The following is a 25,012-nucleotide window of genomic DNA, read 5'->3' as shown; positions in this document are numbered from 1 at the left end:
ATGAGCCACGAAGAAGACCTCGCCCAGACCGATATCGAGGCCTACCTCGCGCGGAACGAGCGGAAGGAGCTCTTGCGCTTCCTCACGTGCGGGAACGTCGACGACGGCAAGAGCACGCTGATCGGCAGGCTGCTGCACGACACGAAGGGCATTTACGAGGACCAGCTCGCGGCCGTCGCGAAGGACAGCAAGGTCTTCGGCACGCAGGGCGGCGCGCTCGACCTCGCGTTGCTCGTGGACGGGCTGAAGAGCGAGCGCGAGCAGGGGATCACGATCGACGTCGCATATCGGTATTTTTCGACGCCGCGGCGCAAGTACATCATCGCGGATACGCCGGGCCACGAGCAATACACGCGCAACATGGCGACGGGCGCGAGCACGGCCGAACTCGCGGTGATCCTGATCGACGCGCGCAAGGGCGTGACGACGCAGACGAAGCGGCACGCGTTCCTCACGAGCCTGCTCGGGATTCGCAAGGTCGTGGTGGCCGTGAACAAGATGGACCTCGTCGGGTATTCGCGGGAGGTCTTCGAGGAGATCCGGCGCGCCTACCTCGATTTCGCGGCGCTCTTGCCGGACCGGCACCATTGGTTCCTCCCGATGAGCGCGCTCGCGGGCGACAACGTGGTCGAGAAGAGCGCGGCCATGCCGTGGTTCGAGGGCGAGCCGCTGCTCGAATTGCTGGACACGGTGCCGCTCGACGAGGCGTCGAACACGGTGGATCTGCGGTTCCCCGTGCAATACGTGAACCGGCCGAGCCAGGCGTTCCGGGGGTTTGCCGGGACGATCGCGTCGGGATCGGTGCGGGTCGGCGACGAGGTGGTGTCGCTGCCGTCCGGGCGCACGAGCAAGGTCGCGCGGATCGTGACGTGGGAGGGGGATCTCGCGGAGGCCGCGGCGCCGATGTCGGTGACGTTGACGCTCGAAGGCGAGATCGACGCGAGCCGCGGGGATGTCTTGTGCCACGCGGACAACCGGCCCGAGATTTCGACGCGCGTGCTCGCGATGCTCGTATGGATGGACGAGCGGCCGATGGTGCCGGGGCGCGAATACTGGATCAAGCACGGGCCTTTGCGCACGCCGGGCAGCGTGACGCGGATCGTGCACCGCGTGGACGTGAACACGCTGGAGAAGAGCGACGCGCCGGCGCTCGCGCTGAACGAGATTGGGCGCGTGGAGCTACGCACGAGCCGGCCGCTTTTGTTCGACGCGTACACGAAGAACCGGGCGACGGGCGCGTTCATCGTGATCGACCGCGTGACGAATGGAACCGTCGGCGCGGGGATGATCGTCGAGAGCGGGGAAGGGCGCTGGGACGATCCGGCGCAAGGCAGGCTCACGCGGGCGGAGAGCGCGGTCACGGGCGAGGAGCGGGAAAAACGGTATGGGCAGCGGCCCACGACGATCCTGATCACGGGGCTCGCGGGGTCCGGAAAAACCAGCGTGGCGCGGGAGGTCGAGCGCAGGCTTTTTGATCTCGGCCGCGCGGTGGTGGCGATCGACGGGCAATCGATGCGGCACGGGATGAACCGGGACCTCGGCTTCTCCGCGTCGGACCGCTCGGAGAACCTGCGCCGCTCGATGGAGGTCGCGAAGCTCCTGAACGACGCGGGTCTGCTTTGCGTGGCGTCGTTGGTCGCGCCGGAGGACGCGGTTCGGCAGCGCGCGCGCGAGCTCGTGGGCCCGGAGCGGTTTTTCCTGGTGCACCTCGCTGCGCCGCTCGAATGGTGCCGCGAGGTCGATCGGAGCGGGATTTATCGGGATGCCGCGGCGGGCAACGTGTCGAACGTGCCGGGGCTCGATTTCCGGTACGAGCCGCCCGAGGACGCGGACCTCGTGCTGCCGAGCCATGAGTTGAGCGTGGCCGAATGCGCCGAGCGAATCGTGCGGGAGCTCGAACGGCGGGGGCGCATCGTGTAGGTGCGTGGCACCACGTCGTCGGCGTTGACAGGCCTCGGGAGTGTGTTCCGATGGCGTCATGCGTCGTGCCCCCGTCTACATCCTTTCCGCCTCTCTCTTTGCGCTGGCCGCCGGGCATGCCCCCGCTGCGACGGCGACGAGTGGGTATTTCGTGTCGGCGCTCGGGTCCTCGAAGGTCACTCGGCACCGCACGCTGCTCGTGTCTTCCGCGCAGAAGACGACGGTCGTCGATCAGGTCGAGTTCGCGCCCGTCCCGGAGTCGTTCGCGTGGGTCTTGCCGGTGCCGGCGTCGGCCACGATCGATCTCTCCTCCGACGCGCTTTTCAACAATCTCGACGTGGTCACGGAGACCGTGATTGCGCCGCCGCCGCTCGTTTGTCCACCCTCGGACTGCGGGACGGGGGGCATGGGCGGCGCAGGGGGCGGGGGCGGTGGAATGCCCGCGGAGGTCGTTCCCGCGCGGGAGACGGTCGGGCCCTACAACACCGCCTTCCTGCAACCCGGCGACCCGCAAGCCCTCAAAGATTGGCTTGCGACAAACGGGTTCGCCGTGGATGCCGGGACGTCGACGCTCATCGATTCCCTCGCGACCGTGCAGGGATATGGCTTCTTCGCGCTGAAGGTCGTCCCGCCCGTGGGCGTGACGGTGACGCGCCCGATTCGCGTCACGCTGCAAGGCTCGGTTCCCACGTTGCCGATGCGCTTCTCGCGGGCCGGTGCGCCGATGGCCCTGCCGACGCGGCTCTACGTCGTCGCCAGCGCACGCGCCGATACCCAGAACATGCCCTCGGTGACCGTTTCTCTGGACAATCTCCTTTGGAACTGGGACACGGGGACGAGCAACTACGCGTCGCTGCGACAGGATGCTTTCAACGTCGTCGGTGGGAAGGGGTGGGTCGCCGAGTATGCCGCGCCTTTCCCGGTGAACACGTTCAAGAGCGACATGCTCGCCTTGGCCACCTCGCAACCCGCGGCGAGCGGCTGGGGGCAGGACGTGGCCGAGGCTTCGAGCGGCTGCGCGGCTGACCTGGACGCGATTTTCGGGGGGTTCGACCCAAACGCGACCTGGGTGACGCGATTCGAAGGAAACCTTGCGCCCGACGGCCTGATGACGGACCTCACCGTGGGAGCATCGGCGAATCAAACTGCCGTGCCGAGCACGATCGTGGTGAAGGACGGCGCGACCGAGGGGACCCCGCCGGCATGCCCTGAGCCCTGTGGGACCGGCGGTATGGGCGGTATGGGCGGTATGGGCGGTATGGGCGGTATGGGCGGCCTGGGCGGTATGGGCGGCATGGGCGGCATGGGGAGCAGCAGCGGCGGCACGGGAGGAATGCCGAGCGGAAACGGGGGGAGCGGCGGCATGGGGGGCAGCGGGGCAAGCCCCGGGGTGTGTATTCCGGGCGAGCAGGTCGAATGCGCGTGTCCGGGTGGATCTCCAGGGGCGCAGGCCTGCAATCAGAACGGGACCGGATACGCGGCTTGCCAATGCAGTGCGCTCGAGGAAAACGGCGGATGCGGCTGCGAGGCGGCCGGGGCCGGCACGGGCTCGGCCGGCATGGCCCTCGGGTTTTTGGCGGTGGTCGGAGGCCTGTTCAGGCGCAGGCGGGCGGGCCGGTCGTAGACACGCGCTCCGGCCGCTCGCCAGCGGACCTCGTTCGCCTTATACACACGCCCCATGTCGACCGCCGTCCTCGTCTCCTGCCACGGCACCGTCTCCCGCACCGCCGACATCCCCGCGTTCCTGAACAACATCCGCCGAGGCCGCCCGACGCCGCCCGAGCTCCTCGCGGAGGTCACGCACCGGTTCGAGGTGATCGGCGGCTCGCCGCTCATGGTCATCACCGAGGCGCAGGCGCGCGCGCTCGAAGCGCGGATCGGCATTCCGGTGGTCGTCTCGGGCCGGCTCTGGCACCCGTATCCGAGCGAGGTCCTGCCCGGGCTCGTCGCGAAGGGCGTGCGGACGATCGTGTCGCTCCCGCTCGCGCCGCAATCGGTCGACGTGTATCACGGGCCCGTTCGCGAGGCCGCCGCGAGCCACCCGGAGCTCTCCATCCGCGCGGTGCCGGCCTGGGGCATGGAGCCCGCGCTGATCGACGCGTTCGTCGAGACGATCGACGAGGCGCTCGCTGCCGTGCCCGAGGCAGAGCGGACGGCGGTGCCGATCGTCCTTTCGGCGCACAGCCTGCCGCGCCGGGTGATCGCCATGGGGGACAAGTACGAAGCACAGTTCCGCGAAATGGCCGCCGCCGTGGCGGCGCGGCTCGAAGCGCGGGGTTTTTCCGCGCGTATCGCGTTCCAGAGCCAGGGCGCGAGCGCCGAGCCGTGGCTCGGGCCGGACCTCGCCGAGACGTTCGCCGATCTCGCGGCCCAAGGCGCGACCTCGGTGCTCGTCGCGCCGATCGGGTTTCTCGCCGAGCACGTGGAGACGCTCTACGACCTCGACATCGAGGCGCCGAAGATCGCCGCGAAGGCGGGGCTCGGGCGGTTCTACCGGGCCAAGGCGGTGTGCGACCGGCCGCGTTTCGTCGACGCGATCGAGGCCGTCGTGCGGCGGGAGCTCGACCGGTAGGGTTTGGCGGCGACAGCCCGCCGGAAAACGTACATGACGAACGGTCGGGAACTTTGCGTGCTTCCGTGCTGCAAGGGCTTGTCCTGGATGCGGCTCCGCTGGTAGTTCTCGATCTGTCACGATCGGAGGCCCGCACAGATGGAACGCGAACGAACGTCCCTCTTCGCGCGTCGCGCCCTCGCGCTTCTCGGAGGCGCCGCCCTTGTCGGCATGACCTTGCTCGGACCCGAAGCCGCCGCCGGAGGTTCGGCGCCGCCCGACATCCGTATGGTCGAGGTGAAAGGCAGCGACACGCCGAAGGTCGTGGCGAAGGCCGTGATCGATCAGCCGCCCGAGAAGGTGTGGCAGGTGGTCTCGGAGTGCGCGAGTTACAAGAAGCGCATGCCGCGCATCGAGGCGTCGAAGCTCGTCAAGCAGGACGGGAACAAGCACACCTGCGAGGTGACGATCGCGATGCCCTTCCCGCTCTCGAACCTGACGGCCGTGACCGAGGCCGTGCACGAGGTGAGCGACAAGGGGATGTCGCGGCGCTGGAAGCTCCTGCGCGGCGACTACAAGTTCAACGAGGGGAGCTGGGAGGTGAAGCCCCACGACGGGGGCAAGAAGAGCCTCCTCGTGTACACGGTGCACGCCGAGCCGAACACCGCCCTTCCCGGCTGGATCCGCGAAGCCGCACAGAAGAAGGCGATCCCGGAGCTGTTCGAACGCGTCGGGGACGAAGCGGCCAAGCTGAAGTGATCGGCGGGGTACGGTAGGCACCCGGGGGGTTTGGGGGGCAGAGCGCGGCGTTTGTTGCACGAGCCCCCCAACGCGGGGGGTTTGGGGGGCAGAGCGCGGCGTTTGTTGCACGAGCCCCCCAACGCGGGGGGTTTGGGGGGCAGAGCGCAGCGTTAGCTGCGCGAGCCCCCCAACGTGGATGACGCGAGGAGCGCGCATCGACCGAGGAGCCCGCGCTTCGGATCGCGCAGCGCATCACGCTCCGGTACGTCCTCCGCGGGGGCGAGCGCGAGGAAGCGGCGTTCTTCCAGGCGCAAGAGCGCCGTGTCGAGCGCACTGCGTGAGACCTCCGGCATGTGCGCTCGCAGCGCCGAAAGCGGAATGCCGCCCGCGGCGCGGTCCTCCGACTCCAGCGTGCCGAGGGCGTCGAGGATCCTCGCTTCGGCGTAGGCCTCGGGGCCGAGCTGGCGCAACGAGACCACGCGCTCGATGTGCGATGCGAGCACCTCGAGGTCCGTGTCCTCCATCGTCCATACGAGGTCCGCGAGCGCGCGCGCCGTGCTCCGCGCGTGCGAGGCCGCCGGGTTCGGCGGCGTACGCTTCATCGCGAGGCGCGCGACGAATTGCTGCACACGTCCCCAGATGGAAGGCGAGGAGGCAGGCGGCTCCTCGGAGGCCGGGATCGGGGTTTCGTCCCAGGAGGTCGCGGGTTCGTCCGCGCACATCGAGGTTTCCCAGCCGAGGTCGGCAAATGGGCCCGGAGCCCGGGGCTCGCCGAGGTGGGTAAAGCGTGCCGAGGGTAACGTCTTCCGATCAGACCGTATTGACAATCCGGCGAGGGCAGTGAGCGCCGCGTCGTCATCGTCGGAGTCGGCGAACGCCGCGGGGAGGACCGGCTCGGCGGGTTCGTCGTCGTCCCAGGCCTCCGCGTCGCCTCCGTATCGATCTCCTTCGTGTCCGAGCAGCGCCGTCTCCCGTTCGTCCGGGCTCATGGCGCGGGTCGCGGGGCCGTCGCTCGACGCGACTTCGTCGGCGAAGAGCCCTTCCATCGCGCGCTTCGTGGGTGCGTCGTGGCGGGTGTCGGGCGGCTCGTCGTGGGGGAAGGGGTCGAAGGTCATGGCGTCGTACAGCGCGTTGGACGGGGCAAACCTCAAGAAGGTTTCACTGTCCCAAAGGCCGAGGCAACGAGACTCTGTTCGGCGTATGCACTTTTTGGTTTGGCCAGGTGCACAGCGGCGAGTGGATCGTGACCAGGGCGGTAGGACGGATCCGCCCTCCTGGGGGCTTGCTCCTAAGGGAGGCCGGGCCGGCGTGCGCCGATCAGACCTCCCCTGCTTTCCTGGATGCATGTGTCGAGAAGGCCATTCGTCCGAACGAAAGCGACGAGGCCGTTCTTTTTTCGACGCGCGTGGGTTTCGTGCTCCAAACCACAGCGCGGGTCCGAGGGGCGGACGGGTGGGGAGAGTTACTCGGAGCAGATGTACTGGAGCGGGCAGGACTCGGCGATGGCACAGGTGTCGCCGCACTCCTCGAAGCAGCTCATGCACTGCTGGTAGGCCGCGTCGTTCATGCAGGCGGCCTTGGCGGTGCGTTCGAGGTCGCACTTGGTCTGCGCCTCCTCCTGCGAGTAGCCGCCGCAGGCAGCGAGGACGAGGCCAAGGAAGGACGTGAGAACGATGGTTTGGAGGGCGCGTCGCATGATGATCTCCTCGTTGGGTGCGTTCGCCCCCCTCATACCACGACCGCGCGAAGCCACGGGCAGGCGTTCCGGCGGGTGGGCACCCGAGTTTCCACTTTGCTAGCCCGCGTACGCTGCAAGTCGGTATCTTCCCTCGCGCGGACGAGGTCTCACGGTACGCGGAAGGTGCGTCGAGGCATGGTCAAGCCGGAGGTTCGGGAGGATTGGTGGCCGCTCCGGGCGGGGCGTCCGCACGGGTTTCGCTTCGAGGCGCCGGACCTCTTCGTCAGCCGTGTTCAGGGCGACGTCTCCGACGTTGATGTGGCGCGTATGTTCGAGCTCGTCGAGGAGCTCGCCACGCGCACGGGGAGGCAGCTTTACTGGATGGCGGACATTTCGAGGCTCGGGAAGCTGCGTGAGGAGGTCGGCAAGCTCGCCCTCGATCGGGACCTCAAGCCGTTCCTGCGTGGGGTCGTCATCTACGGGGGCAGCTTTCATCAGCGGCTCCTCGCGACCATGGTGACGAAGGCCCTGCGTGTCCTCAGGCCGGAGCGGAGGACGGACAGGGTCGTCTTCTGCGCCACGGAGGCGGAAGCGAGGGCGATCGTCGAGGCGCAGCGGCGTTCTCAGAACGGCGCGTCGTAGGGGCGTTCTTGCGGCGGCCGCATTCCTGCTTTGCTGGCCGGTCGTCGCGCAAGTCGGTATGTTTCCCGAGGGGGCGAGGGTTTCCAGGTATGGGGGAGGGTACGTCGAGGTATGGAGGCGCGGTGAAGGAAGAGTCGTCGGAGGATTGGACGCCGCTCGGGGCGCATCGGTATCGATTCGAGGCGCCGGACCTCTTCGTCATTCGTGTCGTGGGCGACGTCAGCCTCTCCGATACGCAGGCCATGTTCGAACGGATCGAAACATTCTCCGGCAAAGCAGGGCGGCCGATCTTCTGGCTCTCGGATATCTCGGGTCTCGGGCAGGTGACCCCGGACGCCCGCAAGTTCCCCCTGGCGCTCGACGCCACACGTTGGCTCCGGGCCACGGTCGTGTTCGGGGGCAGCTTTCACCAGCGGCTCGTGGCGAACCTCGTGATGAAGGCGATCCCGCTCCTGCGTCCGAGCCGGCAAATGAGGCCGCTTTCTTTTTTCCCCACCGAGGCCGAGGCGCGGGCATACGTCGAGGCGGAGCGGCGAGGCGGGGGAAGCTCGTCATGAGAGGCAAGGGGCCATGAGGTTTTTCGTTTTGCAGATCGGCGTCGGGTCGAGCCACGAGACGGCCTTCGTGCCGCTCGAACCCTCGTTCAAAGAGGGGCTCACGTGCCCGGCCTGCGGGCGTGCGCTCACGGAAAAGGAATGGATCCCGCCGCTCCGCGCCGAGCTTTGGGCGCGCGGCGAGGCGCTCGGGGACGTGGCGTTCGCGTCGGGCCTCGATTTGCTGATCTCCGAGCGTTTCCTCGAAGCATGGCGCGCGGAGAAGCTCTCGGGGTTGCACGGGCTGAAGGAGGTGGAGATCCGGAAGGTTCACCCGGAGTCGGCCGCGCCGCATGCGCGGTATCACCTCGCGATGGCTGGATACGGAATGACGCAGATCGACCCGAAGCGGAGCCGCGTCGTGCGCGAGGGCGAACCCGATTGCCTGCAATGCATGGGAGGCGCCGAGGTCATGCTGGTCGAGGGAATGACGATCGACGAGCCGACGTGGAGCGGCGAGGATGTCTTCGTGCCCTGGGGATTCGGCGCTTGCCTCGTGGCGACCGAGCGGGTGCTCGCCCTGCAGGACAAGTACGGCCTGACGAACGTGACGCTCGTGCCGACGGAGGCCTTCGCCTGGAAGCGGCCTTGAGGGGGATCAGGGCGTCTTTTCTTTGCGCAGGAGCGCGACGATGGCCTCGGCGACGCCGGCCGCGGACGCCGGGTTCTGTCCCGTGACCAAGCGGCCATCCACCACCACCTGCTTCTGCCATTTCGGCGCGCCGACGAAGCGCCCGCCCCGCGCGACGAGGCGATCTTCGAGCAGGAAGGGCACCACGTTTTCGAGCTTCACCGCGCGCTCCTCCTCGTTCGTGAAGCCATTCACTTGCTTGCCGGCGACGAGGTACGCGCCATCCGAGAGGCGCACGTTCACGAGCGCCGCGGGGCCGTGGCAAACCGCACCCACCACGCCGCCCGCCTCGTAGATTCGCGCCGTGGCCTTCACGAAGCTCGGATCGTCCGGGAGATCCCACATGGCGCCGTGCCCGCCGGCGAAAAAGATGGCGGCGTAACGCGAGGGATCCACCGCGCTCGACGGCAAACTCTCGTGCAAGCGTCGTGTCGCCTCGGGATCGTCGAGGAAGGCGGCGTTCACCGCGTCGGCGCGGTCGACGCCGTCGAGCGGGACACGCCCGCCGCGCACCGAGGCGAACTCGACGACGAGGCCCGCCCGGGTGAACACCACGTACGGATGCGCGATTTCGGGCAGGTAGGCGCCGGTGCTCTCGCCGGTGTCGCCCTTCTTGTCGTGGCTGGTCATCGCGAGCAAAACAGGCTTCGTCACGGTGTCCTCCTTGGGTTCCGGTTTGTCGGGAACGACGTCCTTCGCGGTCGCGGAGGACGTGGCCGGTCCGCCGCACGCCGCGAGCAGGGCCGCGGCGAGCAGCCACACGGGCCGGGCGCGACCGGCGACCGGCCGCTCCGTTTCGGGGTTCGACATGCCCCTCTTGATAATCGCCCCCGTGGGCGTTCGGTAGACGACCCCGCGTCGAAGCATTTGTACTATCGTGTTGAACGATGACGGCGCCGAGCCTCGCGGGCACGCTCCCCAACCTCGAAGCCTTTTGCCGCACGTACGAGACCGGCAGCTTCACCAAGGCCGCGCGTGCCCTCTCCGTCACCCCGCAGGCCACGAGCCGGAGCGTCGCCCGGCTGGAGCGCGCCCTCGGCGTCACGTTGTTCCGCAGGACCACCCGCAGCCTCGCGCCGACCGACGCGGCGCGCCGTTATTATGACCTCTGCGTGCAGGCCCTCTCGCTCCTCTCCACGGGCGAACGCGAGCTCGCCAGCGGAAAAAAGGCCGTGGAGGGACGCGTGCGCATCAGCGTGCCCACCACGTACGGCCATCACCGCCTGCTGCCCTCCCTCGGCACATTTCGCGAGCGGTATCCCGGCATCGGCGTCGAGGTGAACGTCTCCAACCAGAACGTCGACTTCGTGCGTGACGGCTTCGATCTCGCCATCCGGATGGGCACGATCGACGACAAGACCCTCGTCGCGCGCAAGCTCGGCGATTTTGCGCTGGGCGTGTATGCGAGCCCCTCGTATCTCGCCCGCCATGGCGCGCCGCGCACGCCCGGCGAGCTCGACGAGCATACCTGCGTGGCGTTCGTCATGCCGCGCTCGGGCCGCGTGCTCCCGTGGACCTTCGTGCCCGCGCCGGAGAGGTTCGAGCCGGAGGCGCCTTATCGATGTTCGGACGACGTGCTCGGCATCATCACGCTCGCGCGCGCCGGGGTGGGGCTGGTGCAAGTGTACGACTTTCTGGTGGAGGACGACGTGGCGCGCGGCGCGCTCGTCGAGGTGCTGGGTTCGTTTCGCGGCAAAAGCCGCCCGTTTTCGCTGCTCTACCCGAAGAGCGTGGAGCCCTCGCGCCCCGCGCGCGCGCTCATCGATTACATCGTGGCGACGGCGCGCGAGGGGCGCGGGAGCCCGGGGGCGCTCGTGTCGACGGAGCCGTCCGCGCGGAAGCGTCCGTGAGGGGGATCAGGCGACGTGGCGGCCAAGGGCGAGCTTTTCGAGCCGCTCGATGGCCGCGAGCACGGAGGGGGTTTCCGTGAGCAATGCCGCCATGGGGTCGAAGATGCGCGCGACGCGGCGGGGGACCGTGCGGATGTCGAAGGCGCGGGGATCGAGGGTGTCGTCGACCTCGTCCCAGGTGAGCGGCGTGGAGACGCGCGCGCCGGGGACCGCGCGGACGGCGTACGGGGCGACGATGGTGCGCGACGCGCCGGTTTGTCCGGTATCGACATACACGCGCGGGCCGCGGCGCTGCTTCGAGCGTTCCATGGTGGCGATGTCGGGGTGTCTGCGGACGAGCATGTGCCCGAGCAGATCGGCGAGCGCGCGCGCCGTCTCATAAGAGACCGCGGGGCCGAGCGGGACGAAGACGTGCAGGCCCGATTGGCCGGAGGTCTTGGGAAAACCCGTGAGGCCGATCTGTTTCAGCAGATCCATGAGTGAGCGCGCGAGGGTGATGACGTGGGCGAAGGTCCCGTCGCTGACGTCGAGGTCGATGTTGAAGAAATCGGCCTCTTCGAGGTGCGGGACGCGGGAGGCGATCACGTGCATGGGGATCGCGCCGAGGCTCGCGACGTAAAGGAGCGTGGCTTCGTCGCGGATGTGGAAGACTTCGAGGAGGTCCTCGCGCCCCGGCAGGCGGACGCGGAGCGTGGGCACCCAGGCGGGCAAGCCCGCAGGGACGTTCCATTGATAAAAAAACTTGCCGGTGATGCCGTCGGGATACCGCACGAGCATCACCGGCCGGTCGCGGAGGTGCGGCAGGAGGACGGGCGCGACGGCAGCGTAATAATCGGCGATGTCCTGCTTGGTGATGCCGTCCGCGGGGAAGAGGACCTTGTTGGGGTTGGTGACGGGGACCCGGGCCGGTTCGTCCGCGGCGCCGCCCGTCGGGGTGGATTCCGCCGCGAGGCGCTCGATCTCGGCCTCTTCCCGATCGGCGTGCGGCGAGGCCACGCACTCCTCGGGCGCGACGTCGTCCCGGATCCCGCGAAACACCGGGAAACGGAGATTGCCGTCGTCGGTATACCCGGAAAAACGCACGGACACGACGAGCTCGGGGCGGACGTGGACGCGGCCGCGCGGCGCGGCGTTGTAAGGGCCACGCGCGGTGGGTTTGTCCGTGCGCAAGGGGGTGAGGCGCGCGAGCAGGGCTTCGATGGAATTCGCGTCGAGGCCGCTGCCGACCTTGCCGCGGTAGCGCAGCTCGCCGGCCTCGTAGGCCGCGACGTCGAGCGCGCCGAGGCGGGCGCGGCCGCCTTCGCCGAGGGTGTAGCCGACGACCACGAAATCATCGTCCCGTTCACACTTGAGCTTGATCCAGTCGTACGAGCGCGAGGGGCCGGGGCGATACGGGGCGTCCCGGCGCTTGGCGACGAGGCCTTCCATTCGGCGCTCGCGGCAGAAATCGAAGAGCAGGGTGGGGTCGCCCTCGATCCTGTCGAGGGTGCGGATCTCGCCGGGCGCGCGGACGAGGCTTTGCAAGAGCTCCTTGCGCGCGTGGAGCGGGAGGCGGCGCAGGTCGCGGTCGCCGATCGCGAGCAGGTCGAAGACCACGTAATGGACGGGGATCCGGGTCTCGGCGCGGCGGATGTCGTCGCGATTCGCGAGGTGGATGCGCTGGGCGAGGCGCTGGAAGCTCGGCTGGCCGGCCTGGTCGAGGGCGATGAGCTCGCCGTCGAGGACGAGGCGGGCGGCGGGGAGTTTGTCGACGGCGCGCGCGACCTCGGGATAGACGCGCGAGACGTCGCGGAGGGTCCGCGATTGGAGGAGGACGTCCGCGCCGTTTTTCCGGGCAATGCAGCGGACGCCGTCCAGCTTGAGCTCGAAGATGTAGTTCGAGCCGAGCAAGCCCTTCGGCGCCGGGCAGGCGCGCATGGGGACCATGGTTGTCTCGATGGAACCGACGGGCGCGCCGAGGGCCGCGGCGCGCGCTTCGAGCTTCGAGGCGATGTCCGAGGCATGGCCGAGCTCGCCGATGTCGAGACCGGAGAGGACGGAGCGGGGTTTTTCCTGGACGATGTCGCGGTCGGGCGCCGCGAAGGCGTCGTGTTTCTTGAAGAGGAGCCAGTCTTTCTCGGAGTCCTTCAGCCGGATCAGGAGGAAGCGGCCGTGGAGCTTGTGGCCCGAGAGCTCGAACTCGAGTTTGCCCTTGTGTAACTGTTCCTCGGCGGGTTCGTCCAGGTACCGAACGCTGCCGGCGTCCCACACGATCATGGGTCCGGCACCGTAATTGCCCTCGGGGATGACGTCCTCGAAATGGAGATATTCGAGGGGGTGCGGCTCGGTGCGGACGGCGAGGCGGCGCTCGCCCGGGTTCAGCGTGGGCCCCTTGGGCACGGAGAAGCTCTCGAGCGCGCCGCCTACCTCGAGGCGCAGGTCGTAATGGCGGCGGCGAGCGTCGTGTAGATGCACGACGTACGCGCCTTCCCGCGTCGCGCCGGGCGAGCTGGCTGGCCCTCCGAAGGGCTCGGGGGTTTGCCCGGGATCACGCCTTTTCCGGTATGCGTCGAGCTTCGCCGATCCGTCCACAGGGTCCTTCGGCATCGTCCACGACCTTTGCAAGGATCGATGCGTATGGCTGCGCGATCCACGGGTACGGGGACCATCTCGTTTGGCCTGGTTTCCATTCCGGTCAAGATGTACACGGCCACGTCTTCCCACGGCGTCGGTTTTCACATGCTTCACAAGAAATGCGGGACCCGGGTCAAGCAACAATTGCTCTGCCCGTACGACCGCGAGGTGGTCGAGCGATCGGACACGATGCGAGGATTCGAGTACGCGCGGGAGCAATACGTCGAGGTGACGGACGAGGACCTCGACGCGGTGCGCGCCGAGCGGACGGACCGGATCGACATCGTGGAGTTCGTCCCGGCCGAGACCGTCGACCTGCTCTACGTCGACAAGACGAATTACCTGGGCCCGGACAAGGGCGGCGCGCGGGCGTACAAGCTGCTCGCGGGCGCGATGGAGCGGACGAAGAAGTTCGCGGTCGGCCGGTATGGCGTCCGCGGCAAGGATCAGCTCGTCCTTTTGCGGCCGTACAAAGGCGGGCTCCTCATGCACCAGGTGTATTACGCGGACGAGGTGCGGCCGTTCGAGGAGCTCGCGTCGCCGGCCAAGGTGGATTTCCGGCCGCAAGAAGAGGATCTCGCGGACCGGCTCATCGGCGAGCTGTCGACCGATGCGTTCCACCCGGAGAACTACCACGACGAATACCAAGAGCGGTTGATGGGGCTCATCGAGAAGAAGGCGGCAGGGCAGGAGATCTCGCTGCCGCCGGCCGAGCCGCAGGCGCAGATCATCGATCTGTTCGAGGCGTTGAAGCAGAGCCTGTCTGCAAAACAAAAGGCCCCCGCCGCGGCCGCGCCGAAGGAAGCGGAGCAGCCCGCGGCCGAGGAGGCGCCTGCCGAGGAGGAGCGCGCGCGTCCGTCGGTGAAGAAGGCCGCGCCGAGGCGCGCGCCGCGCGAGCGCGTGAGGAAAGCAGGATAACGGAGAGCGAGCAGCGTCGTCGGCGGGCGGGCTCCGTGGTACATAGGCCGGATCATGGGAGATCCGGACAAACCTGCTGCCAAGGATGCGTCGCTCGGCCGCTTGCTCGGGCTCGCTCGTCCGGAGACCGCTCGGCTCGCGGGCGGGACCGTGTTCCTCGTCATCGGCACGCTGATGGGGCTGCTCGTCCCGCAGGCATTCCGGGTGATCCTGGATCGCGCGGTGGGCCAGGCGGGCGGCTTCTGGACGATCGATCGCGCGGCGCTCGCGCTCATCCTGGTGGCGGCCGTGCAGGCGGGCGCGACGGCGCTGCGTTTCGTGCTCTTCACGAGCGCAGGCGAGCGGGTGGTGACGCGCCTGCGGCGGGATCTCTTCGAGCACCTGCTCGCGCAGGAGATCGCGTTCTTCGACGAGCGGAAGACGGGCGAGCTGACGAGTCGGCTCGCGGCGGACACGACGCTCGTGCAAAACGCGGTGAGCGTGAACATCTCGATGGGCTTGCGTTTCGCGGCGCAGGTGCTCGGCGGCGTTGGCTTCCTCGTCTACACGTCACCCATTCTCACGGCCGTGATGCTCGGGGTGGTACCGCCGGTGGCGCTCGGCGCCGTGGCGTATGGGCGCCGGGTGCGCAAGCTGTCGCGCGAGGCGCAGGACGCGCTCGCCCGGGCGAACGAGGTCGCGGAGGAGACGATCGCGGGCATCCGGACGGTGCGGGCGTTCGCCGCGGAGACGACGGAGGCGAAGCGATACGCGGCGGCAGTATGGGACGCATTCGCCGTGGTATGGCGGCGCATCGTGACGAGCTCGGTGTTCATGAGCGTCTCGTCGTTCGCGGCGTTCGCGGCGCTCGCGCTGGTGCTCTGGTACGGCGGGCGGCTCGTTTCGCAGGGCGCGATGACGCCCGGCGGATTGACGTCGTTCTTGATTTACACGCTGATGGTGGCGTTTTCGCTCGGCGGGATCAGCGAGCTGTGGGCTGACCTTATGCGGGCGTCGGGCGCGGCCGAGCGGGTCTTCGAATTGATCGATCGTCCCCCGACGATTCCGCTCACGGAAGGCGCGCGGCCGGGTTCGGTGGAGGGGCGTATCGAGCTCTCGCGCGTGAGCTTCGCGTATCCCTCGCGGAAAGACCTGCCCGTGCTGCGGGACCTCGACCTCGTGATCGCGCCGGGCGAGGTGGTGGCGCTCGTGGGGCCGTCGGGATCGGGGAAATCGACGATCGCGGCGTTGCTCCTGCGTCTGTACGATCCGACGGACGGGCGGATCGCCCTCGACGGAAAGGATTTGCGAGAGCTTTCGCCGGAATGGCTGCGGCGTAATGTGGGGGTGGTGTCGCAAGAGCCGATGCTGTTTTCGTGCAGCGTGGCGGACAACGTTCGGTATGGCCGGACAACCGCGACGGAGGCCGAGGTGGAGGCAGCGGCGCGGGCGGCGAATGCGCACGAGTTCGTGTCGAAGTTCCCCGAGGCATATGCGACGCTCGTGGGCGAGCGGGGCGTGAAGTTGTCCGGCGGGCAGAAGCAACGCGTGGCGATCGCGCGCGCGGTGCTGAAGGATCCGCGGATCCTGGTGCTCGACGAGGCGACGAGCGCGCTCGATGCCGAGAGCGAGCACCTCGTGAAAGAAGCGCTCGACCGATTGATGAAGGGGCGAACGACGCTGATCATCGCGCACCGATTGTCGACGGTGATGGGGGCGGATCGGGTGGTGGTGATCGAGGACGGAAAGATCGTCCAGAGTGGGGACCACGCGACACTGATGCAGCAAGGCGGGCTTTATCGGAAGCTCGTGGAGCGGCAGCTCGAAGGTGGGCGAGACGGGGCGCGGGGGGAGGTTGTGAAGGCGCCGTCGGTCAACGCATTGGCGATCGTCCCGACGGTGGAGGGAGCGCAGGTTCTTTGAGCTTTCGCCGCGAGACTCGTGGTAGTCTCATCTTGAACCATCATGCCCGGATGGGAACTCCACGACGGCGAAAAGAAGCTCGGCCCGATGAGCGAGGAGGCCGTGCGCTGGGCCATCATGCGAGGTTTGCCCTCGGCGACGCGGGTGCGGCCCGAGGGGCAGGAGGCGTGGATCGCGCTCGATGATCACCCGGCGTTCGCGGACGAGCTCGTCGCGCGGAGCACGCGCGAGGGGCGAGCGCCGCGGCGCGGTCGGTGGCTCGCGTATACGCGGATGGAGCTCGTACGCGTGGCCGTGGCGCTCGCGTCGGTCGTCGTGGCGGTGGTGGCGTATGGCCACGTCGCCGAAAACAAAGACGGGATCGTGCGCGAGATCGAGGATCGGTGGCGCGAGAGCACCACGCAGAGTGCATCTGCGGAGCCGGCGCGCCCCGCGGTGTCCGTGGAGGCGCCGGGCGCGGTCGAGCAGGCGATCGAGGCAGCGAACGCCGCGCAGCTCTCCACGAGCGAGCGGATGAAATTGGCGAGCGCGGCGCTCGCGGATGCGCGGATGGATGGGCGCGCGGCGGTTTGCAAGGCGCGGGCGCTGCTCGAGACGTTGCCTTTGGCGGAGAAACGAAAGCCCGAGGTGGCGCGGACCCTCGCGCAGCTCTCGTCGAAGGAGTTGCCGCTGTTGCGGGCCGAGCAGGCCGAATTCGAGAAGACACGCGGGATCCTCTGCGGCGACGGTACGAAGCCGAGGGATTGTCCCTGCCACGGGGCCCACGAGGCCTGTTGCGTGCTCCACAAAGGCGTGGCGCGGTGCGAGCCATTGCCCACGCGCATTCGTTGTCCCTGAGCGTACCTAAAATTTCGCGCAACTGCTGAGGGGGTCGCGTCGATGAAGGGGCATGACGCGAGTGGCCATCGTTGTGCTCGGGGTGCTTGGGGTATCGGCGTGTCGGGAGGGAAATCCGTTGGAGGTGAAACGTATTTCTTCCACGGAGGAAGCGTGGTATGGTGTGGGGTTTGGCCTGCAGGGGGAGGTCGTGGTCTTTGAGGGGAAGACCGGGGCCGTGACGAGCTCGGCCGAAGGGGGCGGAGGGACGCCGCGCGACGTGGCGGTCGATCCGGGCGCCTCGCGCGTGTGGGTGCTCGAAGAAAACGAGGATGCGTCGGGCGGCGAGATCCGGGTGTGTCCGCTCGACGCGGGTGCCGTGGGGGCGTGCGCGCACGCGGCGTGGGTGGATGGAGGAGCCGCGCTTTTCGCGACGGACGAGGGGCTGTGGGTGTTCGAGCAGGGGACGTACGGGCCCCGGTGGAAGGTGCTGCGGGAAGGCACGATCGCAAAAGGGGTCTACGCGCCGCGGCCCGCTTCCGTGTGGAGGGAGGGGGACCGGATGGAGGTGCTTTCGTACGGCGTGAACGAGGACCGATTGACGCGGATGTCGGGGATGCTGACGGAAAACGGGTTGGTCGTGACGACGGGCCTCGACCTCGGGGCACCGGCGCTCCAGCCGCCGACGGCGCGATTCGCTCCGCTGTCGGCCGAATCCGGGCTGCTCTGGGACGTGGTGGGAGGGGATGTCGCCGCGCGGGAGGTGGGCGCGGAGGGCGCGGGGGCAGCCGTGATGCTCGGGGTCGGGCCGGGAATCGAGAGGATCGAGGCGGCGGCGGTGCTCGGCGGGGCGGCGCTCGTGCTGTCGACGAATACGTTGTGGGTCGTTGAGATGGCGCAGGAAAACGGGGGCTTCGATGTGACCGCGGTCGCGCTTGGGGGGGAGGTTCGTCGGGCTGGTACGTTTTTCTCGCGCGACCTGGCCACGGCTGGGGACCGGGCGCTCGTCGCGACCGACCAGGGCGTGCGCGCCATCATGGTGGAAAAGGACGGCGGGCCTGTCTTCCTCGACGAACGGTTCGAGGGCAGTTCGTTGCGGGGTCCACTTTGGGTGGGGCGCGCTGCGAATTGACGCATCGCGTGCCACCAAGATGTCACGAAAAACGGAGTGCGGTTTGGAGGGAGAACCTGTACATTCGAGCCGTGGCCTCCTCCCGAACCTTCATCCTTTGGGCTCTTGGGTTGGTCTCGGTCGTGGGTTGCTCGGACGAGCCGGTGCTCACGCCGAGCAACCCCCTTCCGGTGGACGACGAGGGCAATGGCGGTAGCGGCGGCGACGCCGGGTCGGGCGGCGTGGGCGGCATGGGCGGCGTCGGCGGCGTCGGCGGGACAGGCGGCGCGGGGGGAATGGGCGGCGTCGGGGGAATGGGCGGCGCGGGCGGAGCAGGGGGCGCGGGCGGCAGCGGCGGCGGCGACGGGGTCCCGGTCGAGACCGATTGCACCGCCGACCTGGGTACGCCCGAGGTGTCCAAGGTGGGGGTGCCCGGGAAGCTGCGGCTCATCGGGTGTGTGGTCACCCCGGACAAGGCATTCGCGGGCGAGGTGCTCATCGAGAGCGATACGCTGACGTGCGTGGGCCCGTCGTGCGAGGGCGCGCCGGGCGCCGCGGAGGCGACGGTCGTCAAGACGCACGGGATCATCCTGCCGGGGATGATCGACACGCACAACCACATCCTGTTCGACATTTTCGACGAGTCGGACTGGAGCCCCTCGAAGGCGTACGGCAATCACAACCAGTGGCCGAACGAGCCGCGTTACCAGGCGATGGTCGACGCGAAGCAATACCTGAACGGCGAGGGGACGCCGAACCTCGACCCGGGCTTCGGCTGCGAGATGAACAAGTACGGCGAGATGAAGGGTCTCGTCGCCGGGACGACGAGCATCGCCGGCGCGGCGAACCCGATCGACAAGACGTGTTATGGGTCGCTCGCCCGGACGATCGATCAGAAGGCGAATGATCTCGGCGCGGACAAGGTGCAGGTCTCGACGTTGTTCCCGCCGTCGAGCGGCAGTGCCGTCTGTGGCAACTTCCTCGTCGACAAGACGGACGCGTACGTCATTCATTGCGGCGAGGGCGTGGACGAGACGGCGAAAAAGGAGTTCACGACGCTCGGGACGACGACGAACCCGAACGGCTGTCTCTACGCGGCGGAGACGACGATCGTTCACGGGACGGCGTTCGGGGCCGACGAATTCGGGGTGATGGCGGACAGGGGCATGAGCCTCGTGTGGTCGCCGCGGTCGAACGTGTTTCTGTACGGCGGCGGGACGGACTTCAATAAGACGACGAACGTGCCGCTGGCCTTGTCGCTGGGCATCAACGTGGCGCTGGCGCCGGATTGGTCGCTCGGGGGCAGCCAGAACCTGCTCGACGAGCTGCGCTTCGCCAACATGGTCGACAATGAGGCCTTCGGCGACGTGCTCTCGCCGGCCATGCTGGTCCGCATGGTGACGGTGAACGCGGCGAAGGCGCTGGGGCTCTCGGAGGTGCTCGGGTCGCTCGAGGTCGGGAAAAAGGCGGACGTGACAGTGATCACGGGGGACGGGAGCGTGCCGTTCGATACGGTGCTCGCGGCGCGGCCGAAGGACGTTTCGCTCGTCGTGGTGAACGGCGTGCCGCTTTACGGGGATTCCGTGCTCGCGGCGATCGGGCCGCAAATGCCGGGATGCGAGGCGCTCGATATCTGCGGGGCCGCGAAGTTCGCGTGCGTGGCCGAGACGGGCGGCAACACGACGAACAAGTTTGGGCAGACGTGGGACGAGATTACGCAGATCCTGTCGTCGGAGCTCAAGACGTACGACGATATGAACCTGACGCAGTGGGATTTCGCGCCGCTCGCGCCGCTCGTGAAATGTGAATGAGCGCTCAGGCCGTTTTGCGGAAGACGAGCGAATGATTGTTGGCAGGCATGGGGACGGTCTCCTCGTGCACGAAGCCCGTTTGCCGCGCGAGGCGCTGGAGGTCGTCGAGGTCCCGCACGCCCCAGGACGGGTCCCTTTCCCGTAACGAGGCGTCGAAGGCTTCGTTGCTCGGCGCCGTGAACGAGCCCGAGAATCGATAAGGGCCGTACGTGAAGAGCACGCCGCCCGCGGGCAGGATGCGCGCGGCGCACCGGAAGAGGCCCTCGCACGCGCGGAAGGGGGCGATGTGGATCATGTTGATGCAGACGACGGCGTCGGCGCGCGAGACGGGCCAGGTGTCCTCGGAGGCGTCGAGCTGGAGCGGGCGGAGGAAATTCGGGAGGTCGAGCTCGGCGCGATACGCCTCGATGCTGGCGAGCGCGTCGGAATCAGGGTCGGTCGGCTGGAACGTGACGCCGGGGAGGTGCGCCGCGAAGTGGGCCGTGTGCTGACCCGAGCCACTCGCGATTTCGAGGGCAAAGGCGCCGTCCGAGAGGACACGGCGGAGGATGTCCAGGATGGGATCGCGATTTCTCTCGGCTGCAGGGGCGCGTCGCTTCATGGGGGCCTCCGGGTCGTGTATCCTCGGACGCGTGGAGCTTAGCAAGATGCGCGCGTGGAAAGCAAAACGAGCTTGGTGGATCGGGCTCCTCGGGGCCTCGTCGTTTGGCTGCCAGATCGTGGGCGGGCTGCCCGGCGAGCTCTCGCTCGACGAGGACCCGGGCAGCCTGCCGCCGCGGGATCCGCTGGTGTGGGAGGCGATCGAGCCCGGGCCGGAGATGGTTTACACGATGCCCGATTGGCTCATTTACATCAATAAGACCGATACGCCGCGCACGTCGCAAGTGGGTCCGAATACGCTGCGGATCGGATACCAGAAGAACGAGGCGAGGCCCCGCAACGTGGGGACGGGCTGGGGGCTCGCGATGGAGACGGAGCGGACGAATTTGAATCCGCGGAGCAGGTGGGGCGGCGCCGGGTGGGTCACGCCGGCCCAGGCGATGATGGCCACGCAGGACGCGCCCGATCCCGCAGGCGGGATGGATGGCGTGGCCCTGCTCTCCGCAGGAAAGCAGTCGTCCCCCGGGATGATCGTGGATGGTGCGATCGCGTCGGCGTGGATCGCGGGCACGCAGGGGACGGGACCATTTGCGTATTTCGCGTATGGCAATGCTTTCGTGACCGTGGGCGACGCGGCATGGAAGCGCTACGAGGTGAGGACCGTCGAGGAGCAGCCCGTCCTTCGATTGACGACGGAGGCGGTCGGGGCAGAGCCCGCCATCGAGCAGCCGACGGCGATGACCGTGTATGCGGCGCAGGTGGAGGTGGGGACCTATCCTTCGAGCTTCCTTCCGACGACCGGGGCGCCGGCGCTCCGGGAGGCGGACCTTTTGCACGTCGAGATGGAGACGCTGGCCCCGTCGGGGTATTTCGACGTGACGATCCGGTACGCGCCGCATTACGCGCAGAGCGAGCAGGTCGTCGATCAAGATCTCGTCGCGCTGGAGGACGACAGCGTCTTTTTTCGGATGAAGGCCGGAGCGATGGGAGGCACGTTGACGCTGCTCAAGGTGGGCTCGTCGGACAACCTGCGGATCGAGGGGCTCGACTGGGCGCGGGATCAGGAGCTCGAGGTGCGGGCGCAATACCTGCCGAACCGGCGGCTGATTTCGCTCAAGGGCGCGACGAAGGGAGATACGACCGTGTCGAAGCTCGGGCGGGTCGAGCCCGTCGGGAAGGACGAGACCGCGTGGTTGCTCGGCGACAACGACGGTCCGCAGGAGAGCGTGGATTTGCGGTATATCGAGATTCGGTAGGATCTTGTCCCGCCAAACAGATCCCTCAGCGCAAGTAGAGCCAGAGCCAGCTCCCCGCGCCGAAGAGGACGCCCGTCCCGAGGAGCACGCCGAATCCGCCGAGGAAGGTCCATTGCCCGCGCTTCTTCTCCTGCGCGAGCCCCCACGCGAGCGCGAAGAGGTGCGCGAGGACGAAGACCACGCCGGAGGGCCACGCGACGAGGCGGACGACGAGTTGGCCCATCGCCTCGGTGTCGTGCTCGATCGCGGAGAGGCGCTCGAAATGCAGGTGGATCGCGAGCGGCATCGAGGCGACAGCCCACACGAAGGCGAGGGGGTAACCGAAGACATGCCCGACGGCGAGGCGTTCGAGGAAGAGGCGGACCCGAAACCGAGGCGGGGCGGGCGCGTTCACCGGGCGATGGGGAGTTTTCGGTAGCGCGTGAACAGAGCCGATTGGCGGTTCCCGAGGTCGACCTTTTTGCCGCGAATGACGACGGCGAGCGGGCGCGAGGCGATTTCGAGAGGATCGCCGGACCAGACGACGAGGTTCGCCACCTTGCCCGGCGCGAGCGTGCCGTATTTGGCGCCGACCCCGAGCGCCGCGGCCGGGGCGCTCGTGATGGCCGCGATGGCCGCTGCGTGCGGCAATCCCGCGCGGACGGCGTTGCCAGCGACCTGGCGGAGCTTGCGCGCATTGTGGGTGTCGTTCGTGGTGATGACGACGGGGACGCCGGCGGCGTGGAGGAGCGCGGCATTGTCGTTCCGCATGCCGAGGGTGTCGAAGGTCGTGGGGCCGGGTTCGAGGGGATTGACGATCACCGGGACCTTCGATTCGGCGAGGCGAGGCGCGATCTTCCAGGCCTCGGCGCCGCCCGCGATGACGGGGCGGAGGCCGAACTCCTTGGCGAGCGCGACGGCGGCGAGGATGTCGGAGGCGCGATCGACGTGGAAGACGACCGGGACCCGGCCGGCGAGCGCGTCGCCGACGGCTTCGAGGTCGAGCCGGCTCGCCGCGAAAGGGCGGCTTTGGTTGCGTTCCCAGGCAGCGCGGTTTTTCTGGAACGTACGGGCGTCGTCGAAGACCTCCCGCGCGAGGTGCAAGGCCGCCGCAGGGCCGCCGCGATCGCCGTCGAGGCTGCCGTCGAGGTGGACATGGAGCGCGAGCGGGCCCGCGGCGAGCGCCGATTCGCGGGTATCGCCGTCGAGGTCGGCCCAGGCGGATTGTCCGGAAAAAAGGCCGCCGAGCGGGACGACGGCGGCGGAGGTGACGCCCTCGGCGCGCGTGATGCCGACGACGGTGGAGGCGGGATTGTAGCCGTCGGCGGCGCGGAAGGCCGCGCGAATGGGGTCTTTGCCGCCGCGGTCGTCGTCGTGCGTGGAGTCTTCGAGCGAGATCTCGACGAGGCCGATGGACGTGAGCGCGTCGACGAAGCCAGGCGTGACGATGGCGCCCTTGGCGTCGATGGTCGTGACGCCGGCCGGGACGGCGAGGCCCTTGCCGATTTTCTGTACGAGGCCTTTTTCCACGAGGATCGTGGTGTCTTCGAGGACCTCGCCCGTGCCCGTATGAACACGGCCGCCGACGATCGCCAGGGGCGCGGCGGCGGCAGGAGTGGCGGCCTTCGCCGCCGCGGGGGCCGGGGCCGGCGCGGGGCGGGCGGGCTGCGCGAGGGCCTCCGTCGCCGCGAAATGGGCGATCAGGACGAACAGGGACGAGACAAACGTTTTTTGCAAGGATCGGGGGTTCGTCACGGCGCACCTCCGGGCAGAAGGGTCGTGGGCCGGCCGGTGTCCTGGCCGAGTTCGAAGTCGCTCCAGGGGGGGCGTTTGTTGCCTTTTTGATATACGGTGGCGCCGTCGATCCAGACCTCCTCGGCCGAGGCGTAGACCGAGAAGGGATGGCGGTCCCAGAGGACGACGTCCGCGTCCTTGCCGACTTCGAGCGTGCCGACGCGTTTTTCAATGCCGAGGGCCCAGGCCGGGTTGTGGGTGAGCCAGCGAATGGCCTCCTCGTCCGTGAGGGGCATGCCGGCGCGCCGGCCGCTGGCGAGCGCTTTGCTCGCCTCCTGGTTCATGCGCTGGACACCCTCGGCCGAGTCGGTGTGCACGATCGGGAGGGCCCCCGATTCTTGAAGGAGCGCGATGTTCTCGGGGATGCCGTCGTACGCCTCCATTTTGAAGCCCCACCAATCGGCCCAGGTGGAGACGGAGACGTTCTTTTTCGCGAGGATGTCGCGGATCTTGTAGGCCTCGAGGGCGTGGTGGAAGCTGCGCACCTGGAAGCCCACCTCGTCGGCGAGCGCGAGCATGGCGAGCATGTCGTCCGCGCGATAACAATGGATGTGGACGAGGACGCGGCCGCGCATGGCGCCGACGAGCGTCTCCTTGGCAAGGTCCCGCGCGGGCGCGGCGTCCGGGTCGCTCGGCCGCGGGGGATCGAGGGGTTTGTCCCAGCCTTTTTGCCATTCGGCGCAGGCAGAGAGCGAGGGGTCGTCGTTGCATTGCGCCTGCTGCTGCTTTCGGGACGCGACGTCGGCCTCGTAGGCGGCGCGCTTCTTCTGGTCGTCGCGGAGGCGGTTCGCCTCGATGGTGCGATGCTGTCGCCAGTCGTCTTCGTATTTTTTCGCGTCGAGGAAGGCCTTGCGTTGCATGGCGAGGTTGCCCATGCGCGTGCCGGGCGCCGCGTGGCGGCCCTTGCCGTAGGTGCGCTTGGGATTCTCGCCGCAGGCCATCTTGAGGCCGTCCGGCGCGCCCGGGAAATGCATTTGCCGGGGCGAGAGGGCGGGGCGGAGCTTCAAGGTGACGGCGCGGCCGCCAATGAGGTTCGCCGAGCCGGGGAGGATCTGGAGCGTGGTGACGCCGCCGGCGACGGCGCGCTCGATGGCCGGATCCTGAGGCCAGAAGCCGTCGACGGTCTGCACGTCGGGCGTGACGGGTGAGCTCGCCTCGTTGCCATCGAGGTGTGCGACGGCGTCCGGCATCGGATAGACGCCAATGTGCGAGTGCGTGTCGATGATGCCGGGCGTGACGAACTTGCCGGCGGCGTCGAGGATTCGCGCGCCCTCGGGCGGCGTGAGGTCACCCTCGGCGACCTGCGCGATCTTGCCATTCTGAAGGAGAATGCTGCCGCGCGGGATCGTCTTGCCCGTGGCGAGCCAGAGCGTCGCATTGCGGATGAGGACCGGCGGCGACGCGGCGGCAGGCGTCTCGATGCCCGCGGCCGTGGAGGGGCGCGCCTCCCAGGGGAAGGGGACGTCGGGAAAAGGCGCCTCGGCCTTCGCAGGCGAGCTCGGAGGCGCGGAGGTCGAGGAGGAGGCGCAGGCGGGAAGAGCGAGGAGGAGCGGCGAAAGGAGCCGGAACGCGCGGCGGGAGAACATCGGGCGGGACGGTATCACAC

22 protein-coding genes are annotated in these 25,012 nt (G+C 68.4%); 14 read left to right on the top strand and 8 right to left on the bottom strand.

Features of this window, described 5'->3' with window-relative positions:
- The 4 genes from cysN (at position 1) to E8A74_RS03295 (ending at position 5,230) form a co-directional block, all read left to right on the top strand.
- A complete protein-coding gene (gene cysN / locus E8A74_RS03310; protein WP_136927425.1) occupies positions 1–1,920 on the top strand; it encodes a sulfate adenylyltransferase subunit CysN in 1,920 nt (639 codons plus the stop codon).
- Between the two features lie 58 nt (positions 1,921–1,978).
- Positions 1,979–3,544: a DUF2330 domain-containing protein gene (locus E8A74_RS03305; RefSeq protein WP_136927424.1), complete on the top strand. Its 1,566-nt coding sequence runs from the start codon at positions 1,979–1,981 to the stop codon at positions 3,542–3,544.
- Between the two features lie 54 nt (positions 3,545–3,598).
- Positions 3,599–4,492, top strand: coding sequence for a ferrochelatase (gene hemH, locus E8A74_RS03300; RefSeq protein WP_136927423.1), 894 nt, complete (start codon positions 3,599–3,601; stop codon positions 4,490–4,492).
- Between the two features lie 138 nt (positions 4,493–4,630).
- Complete coding sequence (locus E8A74_RS03295; RefSeq protein ID WP_136927422.1) at positions 4,631–5,230, top strand: SRPBCC family protein; 600 nt, start codon at positions 4,631–4,633, stop codon at positions 5,228–5,230.
- Between the two features lie 152 nt (positions 5,231–5,382).
- Here the strand turns inward: E8A74_RS03295 and E8A74_RS03290 are convergent, their stop codons facing one another.
- Together E8A74_RS03290 and E8A74_RS03285 are read right to left on the bottom strand one after the other, a co-directional pair.
- Positions 5,383–6,327 carry a hypothetical protein gene (locus tag E8A74_RS03290; RefSeq protein ID WP_136927421.1) on the bottom strand — a complete coding sequence of 315 codons (945 nt, stop codon included), beginning with the start codon at positions 6,325–6,327 and terminating at the stop codon, positions 5,383–5,385.
- 347 nt (positions 6,328–6,674) lie between these two features.
- Positions 6,675–6,908: a hypothetical protein gene (locus E8A74_RS03285; RefSeq protein WP_136927420.1), complete on the bottom strand. Its 234-nt coding sequence runs from the start codon at positions 6,906–6,908 to the stop codon at positions 6,675–6,677.
- 177 nt (positions 6,909–7,085) lie between these two features.
- On the opposite strand from E8A74_RS03285, the gene E8A74_RS03280 reads away from it, so the two are divergent.
- From E8A74_RS03280 to E8A74_RS03270, 3 genes are all read left to right on the top strand, one after another.
- Entirely contained in the window at positions 7,086–7,532 is a 447-nt protein-coding gene (locus E8A74_RS03280; protein WP_136927419.1) for a hypothetical protein, read from the top strand.
- A 122-nt stretch (positions 7,533–7,654) separates the two neighbouring features.
- Complete coding sequence (locus E8A74_RS03275) at positions 7,655–8,089, top strand: STAS/SEC14 domain-containing protein (RefSeq protein WP_136927418.1); 435 nt, start codon at positions 7,655–7,657, stop codon at positions 8,087–8,089.
- Positions 8,090–8,102: 13 nt separating this feature from the next.
- Complete coding sequence (locus tag E8A74_RS03270; RefSeq protein WP_136927417.1) at positions 8,103–8,717, top strand: hypothetical protein; 615 nt, start codon at positions 8,103–8,105, stop codon at positions 8,715–8,717.
- Between the two features lie 6 nt (positions 8,718–8,723).
- Here the strand turns inward: E8A74_RS03270 and E8A74_RS03265 are convergent, their stop codons facing one another.
- Positions 8,724–9,386: a type 1 glutamine amidotransferase domain-containing protein gene (locus E8A74_RS03265; protein ID WP_136927533.1), complete on the bottom strand. Its 663-nt coding sequence runs from the start codon at positions 9,384–9,386 to the stop codon at positions 8,724–8,726.
- Between the two features lie 257 nt (positions 9,387–9,643).
- Here E8A74_RS03265 and E8A74_RS03260 point away from each other — a divergent pair, with 257 nt between their 5' ends.
- Positions 9,644–10,606 (top strand): LysR family transcriptional regulator, encoded by a 963-nt coding sequence (locus tag E8A74_RS03260; RefSeq protein ID WP_136927416.1) that lies wholly within the window; start codon positions 9,644–9,646, stop codon positions 10,604–10,606.
- A 6-nt stretch (positions 10,607–10,612) separates the two neighbouring features.
- Here E8A74_RS03260 and ligD read toward each other — a convergent pair whose 3' ends face one another.
- On the bottom strand, positions 10,613–13,192 hold the full coding sequence (ligD, locus tag E8A74_RS03255) for a DNA ligase D (RefSeq protein ID WP_136927415.1): 2,580 nt from the start codon (positions 13,190–13,192) through the stop codon (positions 10,613–10,615).
- A 30-nt stretch (positions 13,193–13,222) separates the two neighbouring features.
- Between ligD and ku the strand changes: the two genes are divergently transcribed.
- From ku to E8A74_RS03225, 5 genes are all read left to right on the top strand, one after another.
- Positions 13,223–14,137: a non-homologous end joining protein Ku gene (ku, locus tag E8A74_RS03250; protein ID WP_170228815.1), complete on the top strand. Its 915-nt coding sequence runs from the start codon at positions 13,223–13,225 to the stop codon at positions 14,135–14,137.
- Positions 14,138–14,191: 54 nt separating this feature from the next.
- Complete coding sequence (locus tag E8A74_RS03245; RefSeq protein WP_136927413.1) at positions 14,192–16,039, top strand: ABC transporter ATP-binding protein; 1,848 nt, start codon at positions 14,192–14,194, stop codon at positions 16,037–16,039.
- A 42-nt stretch (positions 16,040–16,081) separates the two neighbouring features.
- A complete protein-coding gene (locus E8A74_RS03240; protein ID WP_136927412.1) occupies positions 16,082–16,876 on the top strand; it encodes a DUF4339 domain-containing protein in 795 nt (264 codons plus the stop codon).
- A 124-nt stretch (positions 16,877–17,000) separates the two neighbouring features.
- A complete protein-coding gene (locus E8A74_RS03235) occupies positions 17,001–17,987 on the top strand; it encodes a hypothetical protein (protein ID WP_136927411.1) in 987 nt (328 codons plus the stop codon).
- A gap of 71 nt (positions 17,988–18,058) precedes the next feature.
- On the top strand, positions 18,059–19,777 hold the full coding sequence (locus E8A74_RS03225; protein WP_170228814.1) for an amidohydrolase family protein: 1,719 nt from the start codon (positions 18,059–18,061) through the stop codon (positions 19,775–19,777).
- Between the two features lie 4 nt (positions 19,778–19,781).
- Here E8A74_RS03225 and E8A74_RS03220 read toward each other — a convergent pair whose 3' ends face one another.
- Positions 19,782–20,378, bottom strand: a complete 597-nt coding sequence (locus tag E8A74_RS03220; protein WP_136927408.1) for a DUF938 domain-containing protein — start codon at positions 20,376–20,378, stop codon at positions 19,782–19,784.
- 31 nt (positions 20,379–20,409) lie between these two features.
- Between E8A74_RS03220 and E8A74_RS03215 the strand changes: the two genes are divergently transcribed.
- A complete protein-coding gene (locus E8A74_RS03215; protein WP_136927407.1) occupies positions 20,410–21,633 on the top strand; it encodes a phage head spike fiber domain-containing protein in 1,224 nt (407 codons plus the stop codon).
- Between the two features lie 25 nt (positions 21,634–21,658).
- Here the strand turns inward: E8A74_RS03215 and E8A74_RS03210 are convergent, their stop codons facing one another.
- From E8A74_RS03210 to E8A74_RS03200, 3 genes are read right to left on the bottom strand one after another with little or no spacing between them, the layout of a single operon-like run.
- Positions 21,659–22,027, bottom strand: coding sequence for a hypothetical protein (locus E8A74_RS03210; protein ID WP_136927406.1), 369 nt, complete (start codon positions 22,025–22,027; stop codon positions 21,659–21,661).
- The gene (locus tag E8A74_RS03205) at positions 22,024–23,367 is read right to left on the bottom strand and encodes an amidohydrolase family protein (protein ID WP_136927405.1); all 1,344 of its coding nucleotides are present in this window, start codon (positions 23,365–23,367) and stop codon (positions 22,024–22,026) included. The genes E8A74_RS03210 and E8A74_RS03205 overlap by 4 nt, the downstream gene beginning before the upstream one ends.
- The gene (locus E8A74_RS03200) at positions 23,364–24,992 is read right to left on the bottom strand and encodes an amidohydrolase (RefSeq protein WP_211365273.1); all 1,629 of its coding nucleotides are present in this window, start codon (positions 24,990–24,992) and stop codon (positions 23,364–23,366) included. Before E8A74_RS03200 ends, E8A74_RS03205 begins: the two co-directional genes overlap by 4 nt.
- Positions 24,993–25,012: the final 20 nt, after the last annotated feature.

Source organism: Polyangium fumosum (assembly GCF_005144585.1).
Classification (GTDB): domain Bacteria; phylum Myxococcota_A; class Polyangia; order Polyangiales; family Polyangiaceae; genus Polyangium; species Polyangium fumosum.
The sequence above is the reverse complement of the archived record's forward strand: the minus strand, read 5'-3'. Positions and strand labels throughout refer to the sequence as shown.